The organism is Tunturiibacter gelidiferens (assembly GCF_051013345.1).
In the GTDB taxonomy this organism is placed as follows: Bacteria; Acidobacteriota; Terriglobia; order Terriglobales; family Acidobacteriaceae; genus Edaphobacter; species Edaphobacter gelidiferens_A.
Map to the genome: position 1 here is coordinate 3,557,059 of NZ_CP132939.1, position 14,598 is coordinate 3,571,656.

General features: G+C 54.2%; 11 protein-coding genes and 1 pseudogene. 9 read left to right on the forward strand and 3 right to left on the reverse strand.

Going from position 1 to position 14,598, the window contains the following annotated elements:
- Positions 1-98 precede the first annotated feature (98 nt).
- Both RBB80_RS17845 and RBB80_RS17850 read right to left on the reverse strand, forming a co-directional pair.
- On the reverse strand, positions 99-704 hold the full coding sequence (locus tag RBB80_RS17845) for an RNA polymerase sigma factor (RefSeq protein ID WP_433963832.1): 606 nt from the start codon (positions 702-704) through the stop codon (positions 99-101).
- Between the two features lie 379 nt (positions 705-1,083).
- Positions 1,084-1,470, reverse strand: a complete 387-nt coding sequence (locus RBB80_RS17850; protein WP_433963833.1) for a hypothetical protein — start codon at positions 1,468-1,470, stop codon at positions 1,084-1,086.
- 271 nt (positions 1,471-1,741) lie between these two features.
- Here RBB80_RS17850 and RBB80_RS17855 point away from each other — a divergent pair, with 271 nt between their 5' ends.
- From RBB80_RS17855 to RBB80_RS17890, 8 genes and pseudogenes are all read left to right on the forward strand, one after another.
- Positions 1,742-2,371 carry a response regulator gene (locus RBB80_RS17855; RefSeq protein WP_433963834.1) on the forward strand — a complete coding sequence of 210 codons (630 nt, stop codon included), beginning with the start codon at positions 1,742-1,744 and terminating at the stop codon, positions 2,369-2,371.
- Positions 2,372-2,838: 467 nt separating this feature from the next.
- Positions 2,839-3,918 carry an efflux RND transporter periplasmic adaptor subunit gene (locus tag RBB80_RS17860; protein ID WP_433963835.1) on the forward strand — a complete coding sequence of 360 codons (1,080 nt, stop codon included), beginning with the start codon at positions 2,839-2,841 and terminating at the stop codon, positions 3,916-3,918.
- A 62-nt stretch (positions 3,919-3,980) separates the two neighbouring features.
- Positions 3,981-4,658: pseudogene (locus RBB80_RS17865) on the forward strand (efflux RND transporter permease subunit); the annotation flags it as partial.
- Between the two features lie 296 nt (positions 4,659-4,954).
- Positions 4,955-7,153 (forward strand): efflux RND transporter permease subunit, encoded by a 2,199-nt coding sequence (locus RBB80_RS17870; RefSeq protein ID WP_433963836.1) that lies wholly within the window; start codon positions 4,955-4,957, stop codon positions 7,151-7,153.
- Between the two features lie 67 nt (positions 7,154-7,220).
- Positions 7,221-8,489, forward strand: a complete 1,269-nt coding sequence (locus tag RBB80_RS17875) for a TolC family protein (protein ID WP_433963837.1) — start codon at positions 7,221-7,223, stop codon at positions 8,487-8,489.
- Positions 8,490-8,668: 179 nt separating this feature from the next.
- Positions 8,669-9,001, forward strand: a complete 333-nt coding sequence (locus RBB80_RS17880) for a hypothetical protein (RefSeq protein WP_433963838.1) — start codon at positions 8,669-8,671, stop codon at positions 8,999-9,001.
- Between the two features lie 200 nt (positions 9,002-9,201).
- Positions 9,202-9,420, forward strand: a complete 219-nt coding sequence (locus RBB80_RS17885; RefSeq protein WP_433963839.1) for a hypothetical protein — start codon at positions 9,202-9,204, stop codon at positions 9,418-9,420.
- A gap of 910 nt (positions 9,421-10,330) precedes the next feature.
- On the forward strand, positions 10,331-11,434 hold the full coding sequence (locus tag RBB80_RS17890) for a hypothetical protein (protein ID WP_433963840.1): 1,104 nt from the start codon (positions 10,331-10,333) through the stop codon (positions 11,432-11,434).
- A gap of 246 nt (positions 11,435-11,680) precedes the next feature.
- On the opposite strand, the gene RBB80_RS17895 is transcribed toward RBB80_RS17890, so the two are convergent.
- A protein-coding gene (locus RBB80_RS17895; RefSeq protein ID WP_433963841.1) for an IS3 family transposase occupies positions 11,681-12,791 on the reverse strand; the annotation gives its coding sequence in 2 pieces (ribosomal slippage) (positions 11,681-12,539 and positions 12,538-12,791; 1,113 coding nt in all).
- 113 nt (positions 12,792-12,904) lie between these two features.
- On the opposite strand from RBB80_RS17895, the gene RBB80_RS17900 reads away from it, so the two are divergent.
- A protein-coding gene (locus RBB80_RS17900; protein WP_433963842.1) for an IS3 family transposase occupies positions 12,905-14,034 on the forward strand; the annotation gives its coding sequence in 2 pieces (ribosomal slippage) (positions 12,905-13,154 and positions 13,154-14,034; 1,131 coding nt in all).
- Positions 14,035-14,598 lie beyond the last annotated feature (564 nt).

Sequence of the window (14,598 nt, forward strand, 5' to 3'; positions counted from 1 at the left end):
AATGGTCAAAGTCTACCAGTTCGTTTCCGACATAGAAATTCCGATCGGAAAAAGATGAGGAGACGGTACGAGTCGTCAGATTGGAAGAGATTGATCTTTCATCCGAGCGACCGGCGCAGCACAGTTCTGGCACGCAACAAGCGGGATTTTGTGGCGGCTACGGAGATTCCAGCGATTTCGGCGATCTCTTTGATCGAAGTGTCGTGCACTTGCTGGATTTCCACGATGGTTCGAAGTGCTGGTCTCAATCGGTGGATCGCGCGTTTCAGATGGTGTTCTCTTTCAGATCTCGCATAGTGCTCTTCTGTGTTGACCCGTCGATCGGGCACCTCCCAATGCTGCCAGGTCTCGCCCTCTACCCCGCCGTCCATCGAGATCTCGGGATGAGCGCGCTTCCGACGTAAGATCATCAGTGCCGAGTTGATGGCAATTCGCGTAAGCCACGTGGAGAACGTCGACCTGCCATCGAAGTTCTTTAGATGAACATAAGCCTTCAGAAAAGCATCTTGAAGCGCATCTTCTGCATCTTGCCGATTTCTCGTGATCCGATACATCGTGCTGAAAGTTTTCTTTGAATGGCGACTCCAAAGCTCGGAGAAAGCTAGATGCTCTCCCGTCTTCGCTGCGGCGACCAACATCTCATCATTGGAGGTCTCGAGAATAGCTTGCACGCTGATAGTGCCTGTTGAAAAGTATGAGTCCATTGGGCGGCCTTTCTGAGAGATTCTGGAACCGAATTTCGTTAGGTTAGTAATCAAGTTCAAATTTCGGATCAATAAAAGACTAGCTTGACCGCTAATTCAGATATTGAATATTGATACTTGTATTGCTCCCAAGGCCGAGAGTTATGACGAAGCTAAATCGACGCGTCCAAGTCCTAAGTTCGGTGCCCTGCATTGGAATCACCTGTCCTGTAAGCGTGAGGATCGCTAAACGGATGGAGATCTTCCCCAAGCTAAAGCGAAAACCAATTGCTCGATAGCCTAAATCGTATTTCTATTGGGACACTCTTTCGAGGGGGAGATTTCCTCAATGCGAATCTCTTTTGCTCGCGAAGGGTGCGCTCACCACAGACGTGTCGCTTTAGTCGCCGCTCATGGTTTTGTCGGAGGACGAAACCACCAGTCGTCGTCCAAACATCCGTGCGTCAAGGGAGTATGCTCCAGGTCCCAACAGCCCAAGAGAAGCGGCAACCAAAATGGAAGAGATCAGAGGGATGAAGACAAGGTCCTTCGTGTCAAGCAACATCGCTGCCTCAATCAGACAGCATGCGATCGAAGACACTGGAGTAAATAGTCCAAGACAGATCGTGACACCCAGCAAACCCAGACCGGCGGACTCCCAAATATGAGCGGCTGGATTTCCCGCGGGCATTACTTCCGCGAAAAGCGTCACAGCGACAGAGAAACGCACAAGAATCAAAGCAACGCCCGCCGCTCCCGTCGGGAACATCGAAAAGAGTCTCTGCACAGTCGTGAGCGTATCCGGTCTACTGAAAACCGGCAAACCCGAAGAGAGGGTAGGAATAGTAATACTTTTGGGGGGTGTGGCCGTACTTTGCTCATCCGTCCGTCCCGCATCTTGCGGTGAGCTTAACAGTTGGATTCGGAAGTTTGATGTCACTCAACTCAGACACGGAGATAGAATGAGACGTCAACCATCGAATCAAATCGGTCGATGATCGGGGAGTTTGCATCTGCGGTGTTTTGCGGGAGATCCGATCGGAATAGAAGGATCGACAATGAGTGAGATACGTACAATCAGAGTTCTTACGGTCGACGATCATCCGCTCCTTAGAACTGGAATTTCGGGTGCGATCAACGCGCAGCCCGACATGTCCGTTGTGGCCGAAGCTGCGGATGGTGAGGAGGCGATTGCATCGTTTCGATTACACCGTCCGGATGTAACACTGATGGATATACGGATGCCTAAGACGAATGGCATCGACGCAATCTCAACCATTCGTAAGGATTTTCCTAACGCTCGCATAGTCGTCCTCACCACATACGGAGGAGATATTCAGGCTCTTCGCGCTTTCAAGGCTGGAGCAGTCGGTTATCTCCTGAAAAGTATGCTGCGTACCGAACTAATTGACACAATACGGCTGGCTCATGCAGGTATGAGACGCATTCCGCCCGAGATAGCCCAGGAACTAGCAGAGCACGCCGGCGACGAGATCCTCACTACGCGAGAGATCGAAGTGCTGCGCGATGTTGCCAAGGGAAGTTCTAACAAGGTCATCGCATCGCGGCTTTCCATCTCCGAGCATACCGTCAAGGGACACCTCAAAAACATTCTTTCCAAGCTTGACGCAAGTGATCGGACTCACGCAGTGATGATCGCTCTCAAGCGCGGCTTTCTAGACATCTAATCTTGATCAGTAGACCGGATTGGTACGGCGGGGAGGATATCTTGATCGCTTATCTACAGTTGTCCTGATTGAGATCGCCGTAACGTGCGCGAAGGTCGATAGTGCAAATCCGGATCAGCGTTGACCATCGTTGTTATGGATCAAGCGCGCCTTTCTCTCACATTTGGTTGGCCTTCTCCCCTTGAGCCGCTACCGAAACCAGGCCACCCTCAGTCAAAAAAGTTGACACGGGAATAGCAAGCAAACGATAGACTTTAGCTTGGACGTGACGAGTGCGTCATGTGGTTCCAGAAATGCGCTTTATGACTGATTCAAGCGTCGCTCAGATCGCGTGCATCGGATGATCTCTAAAATGGAAGAATTAACGATTGATCCTATGGGGGATAACGAGTTTACGCGATGAGTTCAATCAGTTTCAGGCACCCTGCCACTCTGTTGTTCTGCTTCGGCGCCTGTCTACTAGCAGGTTGCAGTGCAAAGCCATCCGATCCAAAAGCGAAGTTCCACCGGCCGCTGTCGTCCAACCCGACGCCGACCCGAATCTGGTTCACGTTGATCACCCGGATCAGTTCACGCTGGCTGCGGCGACCGACTACGCTGCCACCTCCACCATCCAGGTCACCGGCACGGTAAATCCCGATATCTCCCGCACCATTCCCGTGATATCCATCGCCTCCGGCCGCGTCGTGGAGGTCCATGCCCGCATCGGTGACTACGTTAAGAAGGGCCAGCTCCTGATGGATGTTCAGAGCACCGACGTATCCGGTGCTTTTGGCTCTTACCTGAAGGCTGTGAACGACGAACGTCTTGCAAAGGTTCAGCTCGACCGGGCGAAGATCCTCAACGACAAGGGCGCCATTCCCAATAGCCAGGTTGAAATCGCGCAGAACGCCGAAGACGATGCTAAAGCAGCCCTATCCGCCTCCGAAGAACAACTCCGCGTTCTTGGTGTTGACAAAAACCACCCAGCCGCAACGGTCAAGGTTTACGCACCCGCCTCAGGCTTCATCATCGCCCAAAATGTCACCAATGCCGCCGCAGCCGGAGTCACCTACGCCGGCTCGGCCAACGCCTTCACCATTGCCGACCTGTCGCACGTATGGATCATCTGCGACGTCTACGAGAACGATCTTCCCACAGTCCATCTCGGTCAGAAGGCGGACATCCGCCTCACCGCTTATCCCGACCGCGTTCTCACCGGCGTCATCAGCGACGTCGGAGCCGTCCTCGATCCACAGATCCGCACGGCCAAAGTTCGCATTCAGATTGAGAATCCCAACACCTTAATGCGCGTCGGCATGTTTGCCACCGCCACCCTTCACGGCAAGACCGCGCAGACGCACGTGCAGGTGCCTGCCACAGCAGTGCTCCATCTGCATGACCGCGACTGGGTCTACACTCCTGCAGGGGACGGCAAGTTTCGCCGAGTGATGGTACGCGGCGGCACATCCTTGCCGGGCAATATGCAGGAGATTGTCTCCGGTCTTGATGCGGGCCAACAGGTCGTCATCAACGCCCTCGCGCTGCAGAACACGGCGGATCAGTAATGATTCGTAAGCTCGTCGATTTTGCACTGAACAACCGCTGGCTGATACTCGGCCTCGCGATTATGCTGTTCGCCTGGGGCATCGTCTCCTTCCACAATCTACCGGTGGAAGCCTACCCGGACGTTGCCAACAACTACGTCCAGATCATCACCCAGTGGCCCGGCCGCGCCGCCGAGGAGATCGAGCAGCAGGTCACCATCCCGCTCGAAATTGGAATGGCGGGCATCCCGCACATGACCCATCTGCGGTCGACCTCGCTTGCCGGACTCTCCAACATCAGCCTTATCTTCGATGATGACTCGGTCAACGACTGGAATCGTGAAAAGGTCCTCGAGCGTCTCTCCCAGGTCACTCTCCCAACGGGAATTCAACCGCAGATCGGAACCGACTGGAGCCCCGTCGGTCAGATCTACTGGTACACACTCCGCAGCACGAACCCGCTCTACGACAACATGGACCTTAAGTCCCTCGAGGACTGGACCATCGCGAAGCAATTCAAATCCGTGCCCGGCGTTGTCGACGACTCAAGCTTCGGTGGCATGACACGCGAGTATCAGGTCCGCGTCGATCCCGACAAGCTCGTTGCTTACGGGCTTAGCATCGGTCAGGTCGAGCAGCAGCTGGCCAACAACAACACCAACGCAGGTGGCAGTTTTATCGAACAGGGCCAGCAGCAGATCAACGTCCGCGAAGTTGGCCTTTACAAGAACGTCCACGATATAGAGGAGACCGTCCTTAAGACTCAGTCCGGCACCGCACTCCGCGTCAAAGATATCGCGACGGTTGCCCAGGGACCCAAGATCCGTCTCGGCCAGATCGGCAAAGCCTGTCGCTCTGGGGTCCTGCCTCTGACCGACCCGCCAGGTTCCTGGACCGCGAACGACCCTTGCGTCGATCACCAGGACAAGCCCGGCAGCTCAAAGGCGATCCATCGTGAAGACGGAAAGATCGTCGATAACGGGGACGTAGTTGAAGGCATTGTCGCTCTCCAGAAGGGGATGACTCTGAGTTCGCCCTGGCTGGCATTCACAAAAAGGTGGACGAACTCAACAATCGTGTCCTCCCGCCCGGGGTCAAGGTCGTCCCGTTTCTTGATCGAAGCGATCTGCTCCACTACACCACGCATACGGTGCTGCATAACCTCACCGAAGGCATCATTCTCGTCGTTATCATTCTCTTCCTGTTTCTGGGTAACGTCCGCGGCGCTCTCATCGTCTCGCTTACCATTCCATTTGCTCTCCTCTTTGCATCCATCTGTCTCGACCTCCGGCACATCCCCGCGAACCTGCTGTCTCTGGGCGCGTTGGACTTCGGCATGGTTGTCGACGGCGCTGTCGTAATGGTGGAAAACATCGTCCGTCACCTCAGCCACCAGCGCAAAGACTCGCTGTCTCCGGCAGAGCAGATCCGGGAGGCCGCGCACGAAGTTCAGCGCCCCGTTTTCTACGCGATTGGCATCATCATCACGGCCTATCTGCCGATCTTCACTCTGCAGGCAGTAGAAGGCCGTCTCTTTCAGCCAATGGCCTGGACCGTGGCCTTCGCTCTTCTCGGTGCTCTTGTCTTCTCCATGCTGATCGCGCCGGTTCTGGCCAGCCTGCTGTTTCCCAACGGCACCACGGAATGGCAGAACCCGGTGATGGCGTGGCTCACCGACCGCTACCGACACTCCGCGCGATGGGCCATCGAGCATCGTTACGTTACGATCGGGGTGGCAGGCGGGGCTCTTGCTCTCGCTCTTTTCCTGGGGCTCAGCGGCGTGATTGGGTCAGAGTTTCTTCCTCATCTCGACGAAGGAGCCATCTGGGTTCGTGGCACACTCGCCCCAAGTACCGGCCCGACGGAGAGTCTGCGAGTAATGAATCAAGCTCGTATCATTCTCTCTTCATTTCCCGAGGTGACCCAGGTCGTAAGTCAGACCGGTCGTCCTGATGACGGAACCGATGTTACCGGTTTCTTCAACACAGAGTACTTTGTCGACCTGAAAACCAAGGAAGCCTGGCGTCCCGTCTTCAAGAAAAATAAAGACGAGCTGATCGGTGCGATGGACCGCGAGTTGGAGAAGATGCCCGGCGTCATTTGGAACTTCTCACAGCCCATCTCCGACAACGTTGAAGAGGCCGTCAGCGGTGTCAAAGGCGAACTCGCTGTCAAGATCTACGGAGATGATCTCAAGACCCTCGAGGCGAAGGGTGACCAGATCATCTCCATCATGAGCAAAATCAAAGGAGTAAGTGATCTCGGACTCTTTCGCGTCATCGGCCAGCCCAATCTGAACTACACCGTGAATCGGCCGGCCGCAGCACGCTTTGGAATCAATGTCGCCGATATTCAGGACGCAATCCAAACCGCAGTGGGGGGCAACGCAGTCAGTCAGGTTCTTCAGGGTGAAGCGCGTTACGACCTCGTCGTCCGCTATCTGCCGCAGTATCGCGACACGCAGGAGGCCATCGATAATATCCGGCTTCTTTCGCCCTCAGGCGAGCGTGTCTCGCTGGCACAGCTCACCAACATCTCGATGCAGGATGGTGCTGAAACGATCTCTCGCGAAGCTGGCCAGCGCTTTGTGGCTATCAAATACAGCGTGCGCAATCGCGATCTCGGCAGCACCGTCGAAGAGGCCATCGCTAAAGTCAATGAGCAGGTAAAGCTCCCGCCCGGCTACAAGATCGACTGGGCCGGGGAGTACGAGAGCCAGAAGCGCTCCTCTCGCCGTCTCATGCTGGTGCTTCCCGTTACGATCCTCATCATCTTCATCATTCTCTATTCCATGTTTCACTCTGGAAAATGGGCCGGTCTCATCCTTATCAACGTCTCCATGGCTCCGGTTGGCGGTCTGCTCGCGCTGCTCTTTACCCATACCAACTTCAGCGTCTCCTCTGGCGTCGGCTTTCTGGCTCTCTTCGGCGTCTCCGTTCAGACCGGCGTCATCATGCTCGAGTACATCAATCAGATGCGGGTTCGCGGCCACTCCATTGAAGAGTCCGCAATCGAAGGGGCCGTACTCCGCCTTCGTCCCATCATGATGACCATGCTCGTCGCCACCCTTGGTCTTCTACCTGCTGCAACCTCGCACGGCATCGGGTCCGACTCGCAGCGTCCTTTCGCCATGGTCATCGTTGGCGGTCTCATCGGCGCGCTCCTCATCAGCGTCTTCCTTCTGCCCACCTTATACGTCTGGATTGCAAGGCCTGACGATGTCCTCCCCACCCCCGAGACGGAGTTTGAGAACTGATGTTGTTCAAGAACGCAGGCAAGTCTTCAATAAGAATCACGCAGGCTAAAGGAGGTTCGAAAAGCTAATGGCGAAGAAAAAACATCGAATCCTCCTCGTGGCCTCCTGCCTTCTGTTCGCGGCTTGCATCGCGTTTCCGCAGACTCAGCCGTCAGGCTCCACCCCTGCCGCCATCACCATGCAGCAGGCCGTAGATATTGCACGGATGAAAAATCCGACACTACTCTCTGCGCAACAAAATCTGCTTTCGGTCAAAGCCCAGGAGATTCAGGCCGGCGTCAGAGCCAATCCCTACTTCGGGTTTACCGGGTCAAACATAACGCTTCCCGCACAAGGAGCCTCTAACCCATACCAATACAGTCTGCAGGTGTCGCGGTTGTTCGAGCGAGGCGAAAAGCGTCGCTGGCGTCTCGACAGTGCCCGTTCCACTACGGCCCAGACCGACGCCCAGTATCATCTTCAGGAACAGCAGACCGTCTTCGCGGTCCGGCAGGCCTTTACTAGTTTTGTCATTGCCAAGGCCGCTAAAAAGCTGGCCGACGATAATCTCGCCGATTACAGACACGAGCTCGACATCGGTCGCGAGCGCTATAAGGCTGGTGACATCGCCAAGCTGGACTTCGAACGCCTCGACCTTCAGCTCGCCCAGTTCGAAACTGACGAATCGAATGCCGTCACCAACGCCCAGCAGGCCAGCATTCAGCTTCAGGCCCTTCTCGGCTACGACAAGCCTCGCCCAGACTTCGACGTGATTGGAGATGTAGTCCCTCCTGTGGTCTCCGACACGATGGAGAACCTGGAGCAGAAGGCGATCGCCGCCCGACCCGACCTTCACGCGGCGCAACTCGGTGTCGCAGTGGCTGATGCCAACGTCAAGCTCGCTTACGCCAATGGGACTACAGATCCAACCCTCGAAGGAGAATACGATCGCAGTGGCACCTATAACTCCGCCGGTTTTTCCCTCAACATTCCCATACGCATCTTCGACCGCAATCAAGGCAACAAAGAGACCAGCAAATACGTCGCCCAGGCCAGCCGCTTTACCGAACTAGCTACGCGAAATCAGGTGATTGCCGACGTCGATCAGGCGTGGTCCGGCTATGCCAACGCCAAAGTCCTCTCCGACCGTTACAACGGACACTATATCGACGAAGCCAAAGATGTTCTCGACATCGCTCAGTTCAGTTATCAGCACGGCGGCCTCGCCCTGATCGACTATCTCGACGCACTGCGCGAATCCCGGTCCGTCACATCCGACGCTCTAAACGCCTACTCCCAGACCTGGATGGCAATCCACCAACTAAGCTTCGCCACCGCAACCGAGATAATTCCATAGCCTCACTGAAGTTCTGTGTCACTTCGCAAAGAAGCGATAGACACTCTAGCCCAATTGCAAAACAGCTAAACCGGCCCCTCTGCGTGACGGCATCCGACGATCCGCGCCTTCGCCTGAGTGGCTGAATCGCCCGTAAAGGATTCACCCACCCACCCTGACTAAAAATAAAGTCGATAAATGTGGCGCATTTTTTCTGCCTCAGAAATGTGGTGCCTGAAAACCACGTTCACCACGCATTCCACCACAACCTCACCACGTTCTCACCACCATCTGCGGCCGAAAATTTGGAAAAACCCCTGCAAAATGGTGCAAACACCACGTCTGTATATATTATCCAATCTTTGTTGAAGGGGACATTACTGGGCTTTCAGCGCTTCGACTGGATCGACTCCAGCAGCGCGGCGCGCTGGCAGATAAGCTGGCAATCGCAGCCGCTGCGCCCAGGACAACCGGGACAGCAAAGAACGTCAGGGGATCGAGCAGAATCAGAGCCATGGCTACCTGTGCTATGACCAGTACATTGCGCGAGTGGTGCCGCGCACGGTCGGCGCTGCTCGTCCGGTTTCCTCCTCCCATCATTGCAGAGTTCTCGGTCCGCGCGTATCTCATAGCCGGTATGGATCCGAAGAACAGACCTGAAAGAACCGAGAGAGCGAGAGTCAGTATCTAGCGACTCCATCCGGCACGAGACACTCAGCATAAGGAAGTTGCCATGAACACGCTCTGGTTCCTTGCTGCATTGGTTTTGGATGATCCCACTTTACCGACTCCAGGTGAAAATTCAGGCGAAACTGTCAGTCTTATCCCGGGAATACCTGACAACTTGCTGATACCTGTTGTCTCCATCGGCGCTCTTCTGGCTGTGCCAAGCTTTAAGGTGGCAGTCTCATTGTTTCGAGAATTGAAGTTCTGGCTTCGCGAACATCTCTAAGGAAATCGTATCGGCATTGAAAGAAATGGCGAGGGGTTTGAAACACCCTGCACCATGCGGCTTTAGCCGTTGTTGTCTGTGTACCGACATCTTTCGTTCTCGGACTTTGGCCACCCCACACTATTTTGACCTCTTCGCAACCGGTAATGAGATTTTAGTGCGGCCCCCGCTGCGGCTTTCCATTGGAATCTGGTTGATACGACCGACAGTACGCCCTTGTCCAACAATGTATAAACAAGAAGTCTCCTATTGACTGGGGTGGCTACTAACTCCTGTAGGTGAGGTGGAGGAATCTCTTGTTTTCGCGAATTCGTAACTCTGCATTCGGTCCTGCCCTGTGCGGTCTGTTTCTTGTCCTTGCGATTGTTGTTTCACATCCGATAGCCGAGATGGGTTTGGATGACGATTGGTCTTACGTTTGGAGCGCACGGGTACTCGCCGATACGGGGCACGTTGTCTATAACGGATGGGCGACCGCTATGCTGGGTTGGCAGTTGTACCTCGGTGCACTCTTTTTCAAAGTGTTCGGATTTTCTTTTTTATTGCCAGGGTCTCGGTGCTACTTGTTGCGGTAGCGACGATCATGTTGGCTCAACGCCTCTTCGTTCGTTTAGGAGTGAACGAGTGGAACGCTACTGTCGGCACTCTGATGATTGCGCTGTCACCAGCGTTTCTGTCAGTGGCTTTTAGCTTTATGTCCGACGTCCCGGGGTTCTTCTGTATAGTTCTTTGTTTCTACAGTTGCACACGCGCGATTCAGGCAAGCACGACGCGGAAGGCAATTGCATGGCTTGTCTTTGCAACGCTATCTAATGCGGTCGGTGGGACTGTCCGCCAGGTAGCTTGGCTTGGGGCTTTGGTAATGGTTCCTTGCGTAGCCTGGCACCTTCGGAGAAGGAAAGGAATTCTGATGGTGGCAGCTGCATTGTGGCTGATCAGTGCCGGAATAATCGGATGGAGTATGCATTGGTTCCGCCACCAACCTTACTCACTTACCGAGGCGCTAATACACCAGCCGCACGGACGAGTAAGTGGTGTGCTGAGAAACATAGTGCTGCGTAATACCCTAGCTATCTGTTTCTTCGTCCTTCCAATTATCACTGCCTTCATAGTCAAGTTGCCCTTTCACGATCGGCTAACGCGTCTCAAAGCTACTCTCCTGCTAAGTGGCTTTGCATTGGTGGGGGTTCTCGGTTTGATTTTCAGCAAGCAGGTAAACCTCGAACTTGAGTTCACTGGCGGCACCGTGATGAACAGAGGATTGACAAGCGGGTCCGGGATTCTTGGTGTACAGCCGGATGTACTACCTTATGACTGTCGTATGGTGCTCACTCTGCTAATCCTTGCTGCTTTCTCGGGCTTCGTTCTTTTTTTGCTTAGCGTTTCCAAAATTCAACGCCCGCATTGGAAAGGCAAAGCGGCATTCACGTGGAGCAGTACGTTTGCGATGTTTGGTCCATTTACCCTGGCCTACATAGTATTGCTCGTGACAAGGACAAACATTTTCGATAGATACCTGATTCCTTTGATCTTCGTGGCCGCGGTGGGTCTTTTGCGGTTATATGAGGAGAGGGTCAGTGGTCGTCTACCGTCGTTGACCGTGGCTCTAATTCTGATGTTTGGGGCTTTTGGTGTTAGCGAACTTCACGACTTATATGCCAGAGATCGTGCGGTGTTGGCGATCACAAACGAAGTGCTGTCTACGGGGGTGACTAGAAGTGAGATTCGTGCCGGATTTGAATACGACGCCTGGACAGAACTAGAAAATTCTCATTACGTTAACGAGCCCCGTTTGATGGTTCCGGCAGGAGCTTATAAGATTCATCCAATGCAACAAGGTCTTTCGCCGGCTTGTGAATCCTGGTTTTCAGATCTCATGCCGTCGCTGAATATTCACTATGCTTTGGCATACGACCAATCAACCTGTTATGAACCTTCATCTTTTGCGCCTGTTTCTTTTCGGGCATGGCTACCTTCTCACAATCGCACTCTATACGTTCAGAGGGTCCCGTAAGAAAAGGATGGTCGGAATCATAGATGTGAGTTCACAAAGCCCTGTCTAGGACACTGAGAGACAGCGATCGAAGAGATGTTCAAACGGAACGCTTCCATTTCGAGGATGACAACCTCGAAACGGGGAGCACAAATCAGCACAAACGGTGGTTTGCCCGATCTTTTGTGCCAGTGAGGAGTTAGTGTAGCGCGTTTATTGAAGGGCCTAATTTTCCTGTACCAAGGTCAGAGTTAGTCTTCGACCTGTTTAGGTTCCAGCCAGATCGCGGCTAGCCGCGATCTGGCTGGCGAACTCGCTCGGCGTCCTGTCATCGAGAGCTGCGTGAGGACGACTCTCATTATATTCCTGCCGCCATGCTTCGATCAGGTGTCTTGCCTCCTTCAAATCGAGGAACCAGTGGATATTCAGACATTCACTTCGCAGGGTTCCGTTGAAGCTTTCAACGAAGGCGTTGTCTGTTGGCTTGCCTGGTCTGGAGAAGTCGATCTTAGCGCTGTTGCGATAAGCCCATAGATCCATCGCCTGACTGGTGAACTCGCTGCCGTTGTCACAGAACAGCACCTTCGGCACGCCACGGTCTAGCTTCAACTGGTTCAGTGTCCGCACAACATCGTCTCCTTTCAGGCTCTGTCCTACTTGAATCGCTACAGCTTCTCTCGTATGCACATCCACGATCGTCAAGGCGCGGAACCGCGTTCCATCCTGCAGCTGATCCATCACGAAGTCCATACTCCAGGCTTCGTTCGGAGCCGTAGGCTTGATCCGATCCTCACGAGTTCGAGATGCCTTCCGCTTCCCGGCAGGCTTCATCCTCTTCAGCGTCAGTCCTTCTTCCTTGTACAGCCGGTACACCAAGTACTTGCCCACATCCCAGCCTTCGCGGTTCAACAGCACGCGGATCTTGCGGTATCCATAACGCACTCTTGCCTGAGCGATCTCGCGGATCCTCATCCGCAGTTCAGTCCGTGGATCGAGACAGCTTCGGTAGCGGTAGGTCGCTCGAGGGACGCGTAGAACACGACAGGCATGCCGTTCGCTTACCAGGTAGCTTCCAACCAGCCGCTCCACCATCGGCCCACGCCGCGAAGGCTTCACCATTTTTTGAGAGCACATCCTGCAGCATCGTCTTGTCCAGCGTTAGCTCTGCAACAAGCTGCTTCAAACGCAGGTTCTCTTCTTGTAACTGAGCCATCTTGCGAACTTCGTCCACCTCTAGGCCAGCGTACTTCGCCTTCCACCGGTAGTACGTCTGCTCGCTAATCCCCGCCTTGCGGATCACCTCCGCGACAGGAACGCCTACTTGCGCCTGCTTCAGCACACCAATCATCTGCTCTACCGTGAACCGTCTCTTCCTCATCCAAATCCTCCTCAGCCATAGGGTTAGATTTTGATGGGCCCGGCTAGAACTGGACCATATGGAGGGTTAGTCTTTCGGCAAAACCGGCCCTGAAGAGGGTGGAGGATTTTGCCATGAAGAAGAAGTTCTCGGTAGAGCAGATTGTGTCGGTGTTGAAGCAGTCCGAGGTAGGCGTGCCGGTGGCGGAGCTGATTCGGAAGGTCGGGATCAGTGAACAGACGTTCTATCGATGGAAGGCGAAGTACATGGGCCTTGAAGTCGACCAGGTCCGGCAGCTGAAGCAACTGCGGGATGAGAACACGCGGCTGAAGCAGTTGGTGGCGGAACTGACGTTGGATAAGACGATGTTGCAGGATGTGCTCAGAAAAAAGTTGTGAAGCCCTCGCGGCGCCGCCCGATGGTGAAGTACTTCGAGCAGAGCTATCGAGTGAGCGAACGGCACGCATGCTGTGTTCTGGAGTTGGCCCGGGCGACGTATCGCTACGAAGGCCACCAGGAGCAGTGGATCGAGTTGCGGATGCGCATCCGGGAAATCGCGCAGACCCGCGTGCGCTACGGGTATCGGATGATCCGCGTGCTGTTGAACCGTGAGGGCTGGAAGGTGGGCAAGGACCTTGTCTATCGGCTGTATAAGGAAGAGGGGCTGGGGCTGCGCAAGCGACCCGTTGGAAGAAGGCGGGCCGTGGTGCATCGACAAGAGCGCTTCCGTCCAACCGGACCGAACCAGGTCTGGGCCATGGATTTTGTTGCCGATCAGCTCTGCGATGGAAGGCGCTTCCGCTCGCTGACCATCGTGGATATTTACACCAGAGAAAGTCTTGCCATCGAAGTTGGGCAGAGCCTGAGAGGAGAAGATGTGGTGCGCGTGTTGAACCGACTAAAGGAGCAGCGTGGTGTGCCGAAGCTGCTGTTTTGTGACAATGGGTCTGAGTTCACCGGTCAGATGCTGGATCTGTGGGCGTATCGGAACAGCGTGAAGATCGACTTCTCGCGGCCCGGTAAGCCAACCGATAACGCGTTCGTGGAGAGCTTCAACGGAACCTTCCGATCAGAGTGTCTCGACACGAACTGGTTCCAGAATCTGACCGAAGCAAAGCAGATCATCGAAGCCTGGCGGCGGGAATACAATGAGAGTCGTCCTCACAGGGCTCTCGCCAACAGGACACCAGAGGAGTTCACCAGCCAGATCGCGGTTAACCGCGATCTGGCTGAAACAAAAACAAGCCGATTCCTAACCCTCTAGTTGGTACAGCTTTTCCAGGCCCTTCAATTTGGTCGAAGACTAACATTTCTCCTGGCTCAAAATTACCGGGGCCCATCAAAGGCAGAATTGTCTTGAAGGCCCAATCCCATTCCGCGAATCTGTCGAGCAATTTGTTGTTGAAATCTAGCGAAAATAGATGCTTTCTCAGGTCAGTTGCGGAAAGGATTGGCCCGTCTGTGCCGTAACTAAAAAAATTGTCATAGCAGCCTAGATATTCAAAGACGTTAATCATTACGACAACAGTGCTCTGCGATATGTTTGCCATCACTTTCATATTACAAATGCGCCGTAAAGAATAGAGGCTTTCCACAGCATATTTTCGCTTATTATTCGCCTATGCCCATCGTGGAGATGTTCCTCCAGAAACGATGATGCTATACAGCGTGTGCTTCCTTCAGGGAAACACGCTGATTGGCGCACATTGGGAGTTCACTGATGCGGAGAAGGTCATTGGTCTGATGGAATCAGCCAATTGCCGGTTCAGAGACATTCAATCGGTGAGGCAGACTCTGAAAGAGCGTAGATCGGGTTCCATTGATATTG

Coding starts and splice junctions, on each gene's coding strand:
- RBB80_RS17890 (WP_433963840.1), top strand. CDS start 10,331: ATGGTGGCAGCTGCATTGTGGCTGATCAGTGCCGGAATAATCGGATGG.
- RBB80_RS17885 (WP_433963839.1), top strand. CDS start 9,202: ATGAACACGCTCTGGTTCCTTGCTGCATTGGTTTTGGATGATCCCACT.
- RBB80_RS17845 (WP_433963832.1), bottom strand. CDS start 704: ATGGACTCATACTTTTCAACAGGCACTATCAGCGTGCAAGCTATTCTC.
- RBB80_RS17875 (WP_433963837.1), top strand. CDS start 7,221: ATGGCGAAGAAAAAACATCGAATCCTCCTCGTGGCCTCCTGCCTTCTG.
- RBB80_RS17855 (WP_433963834.1), top strand. CDS start 1,742: ATGAGTGAGATACGTACAATCAGAGTTCTTACGGTCGACGATCATCCG.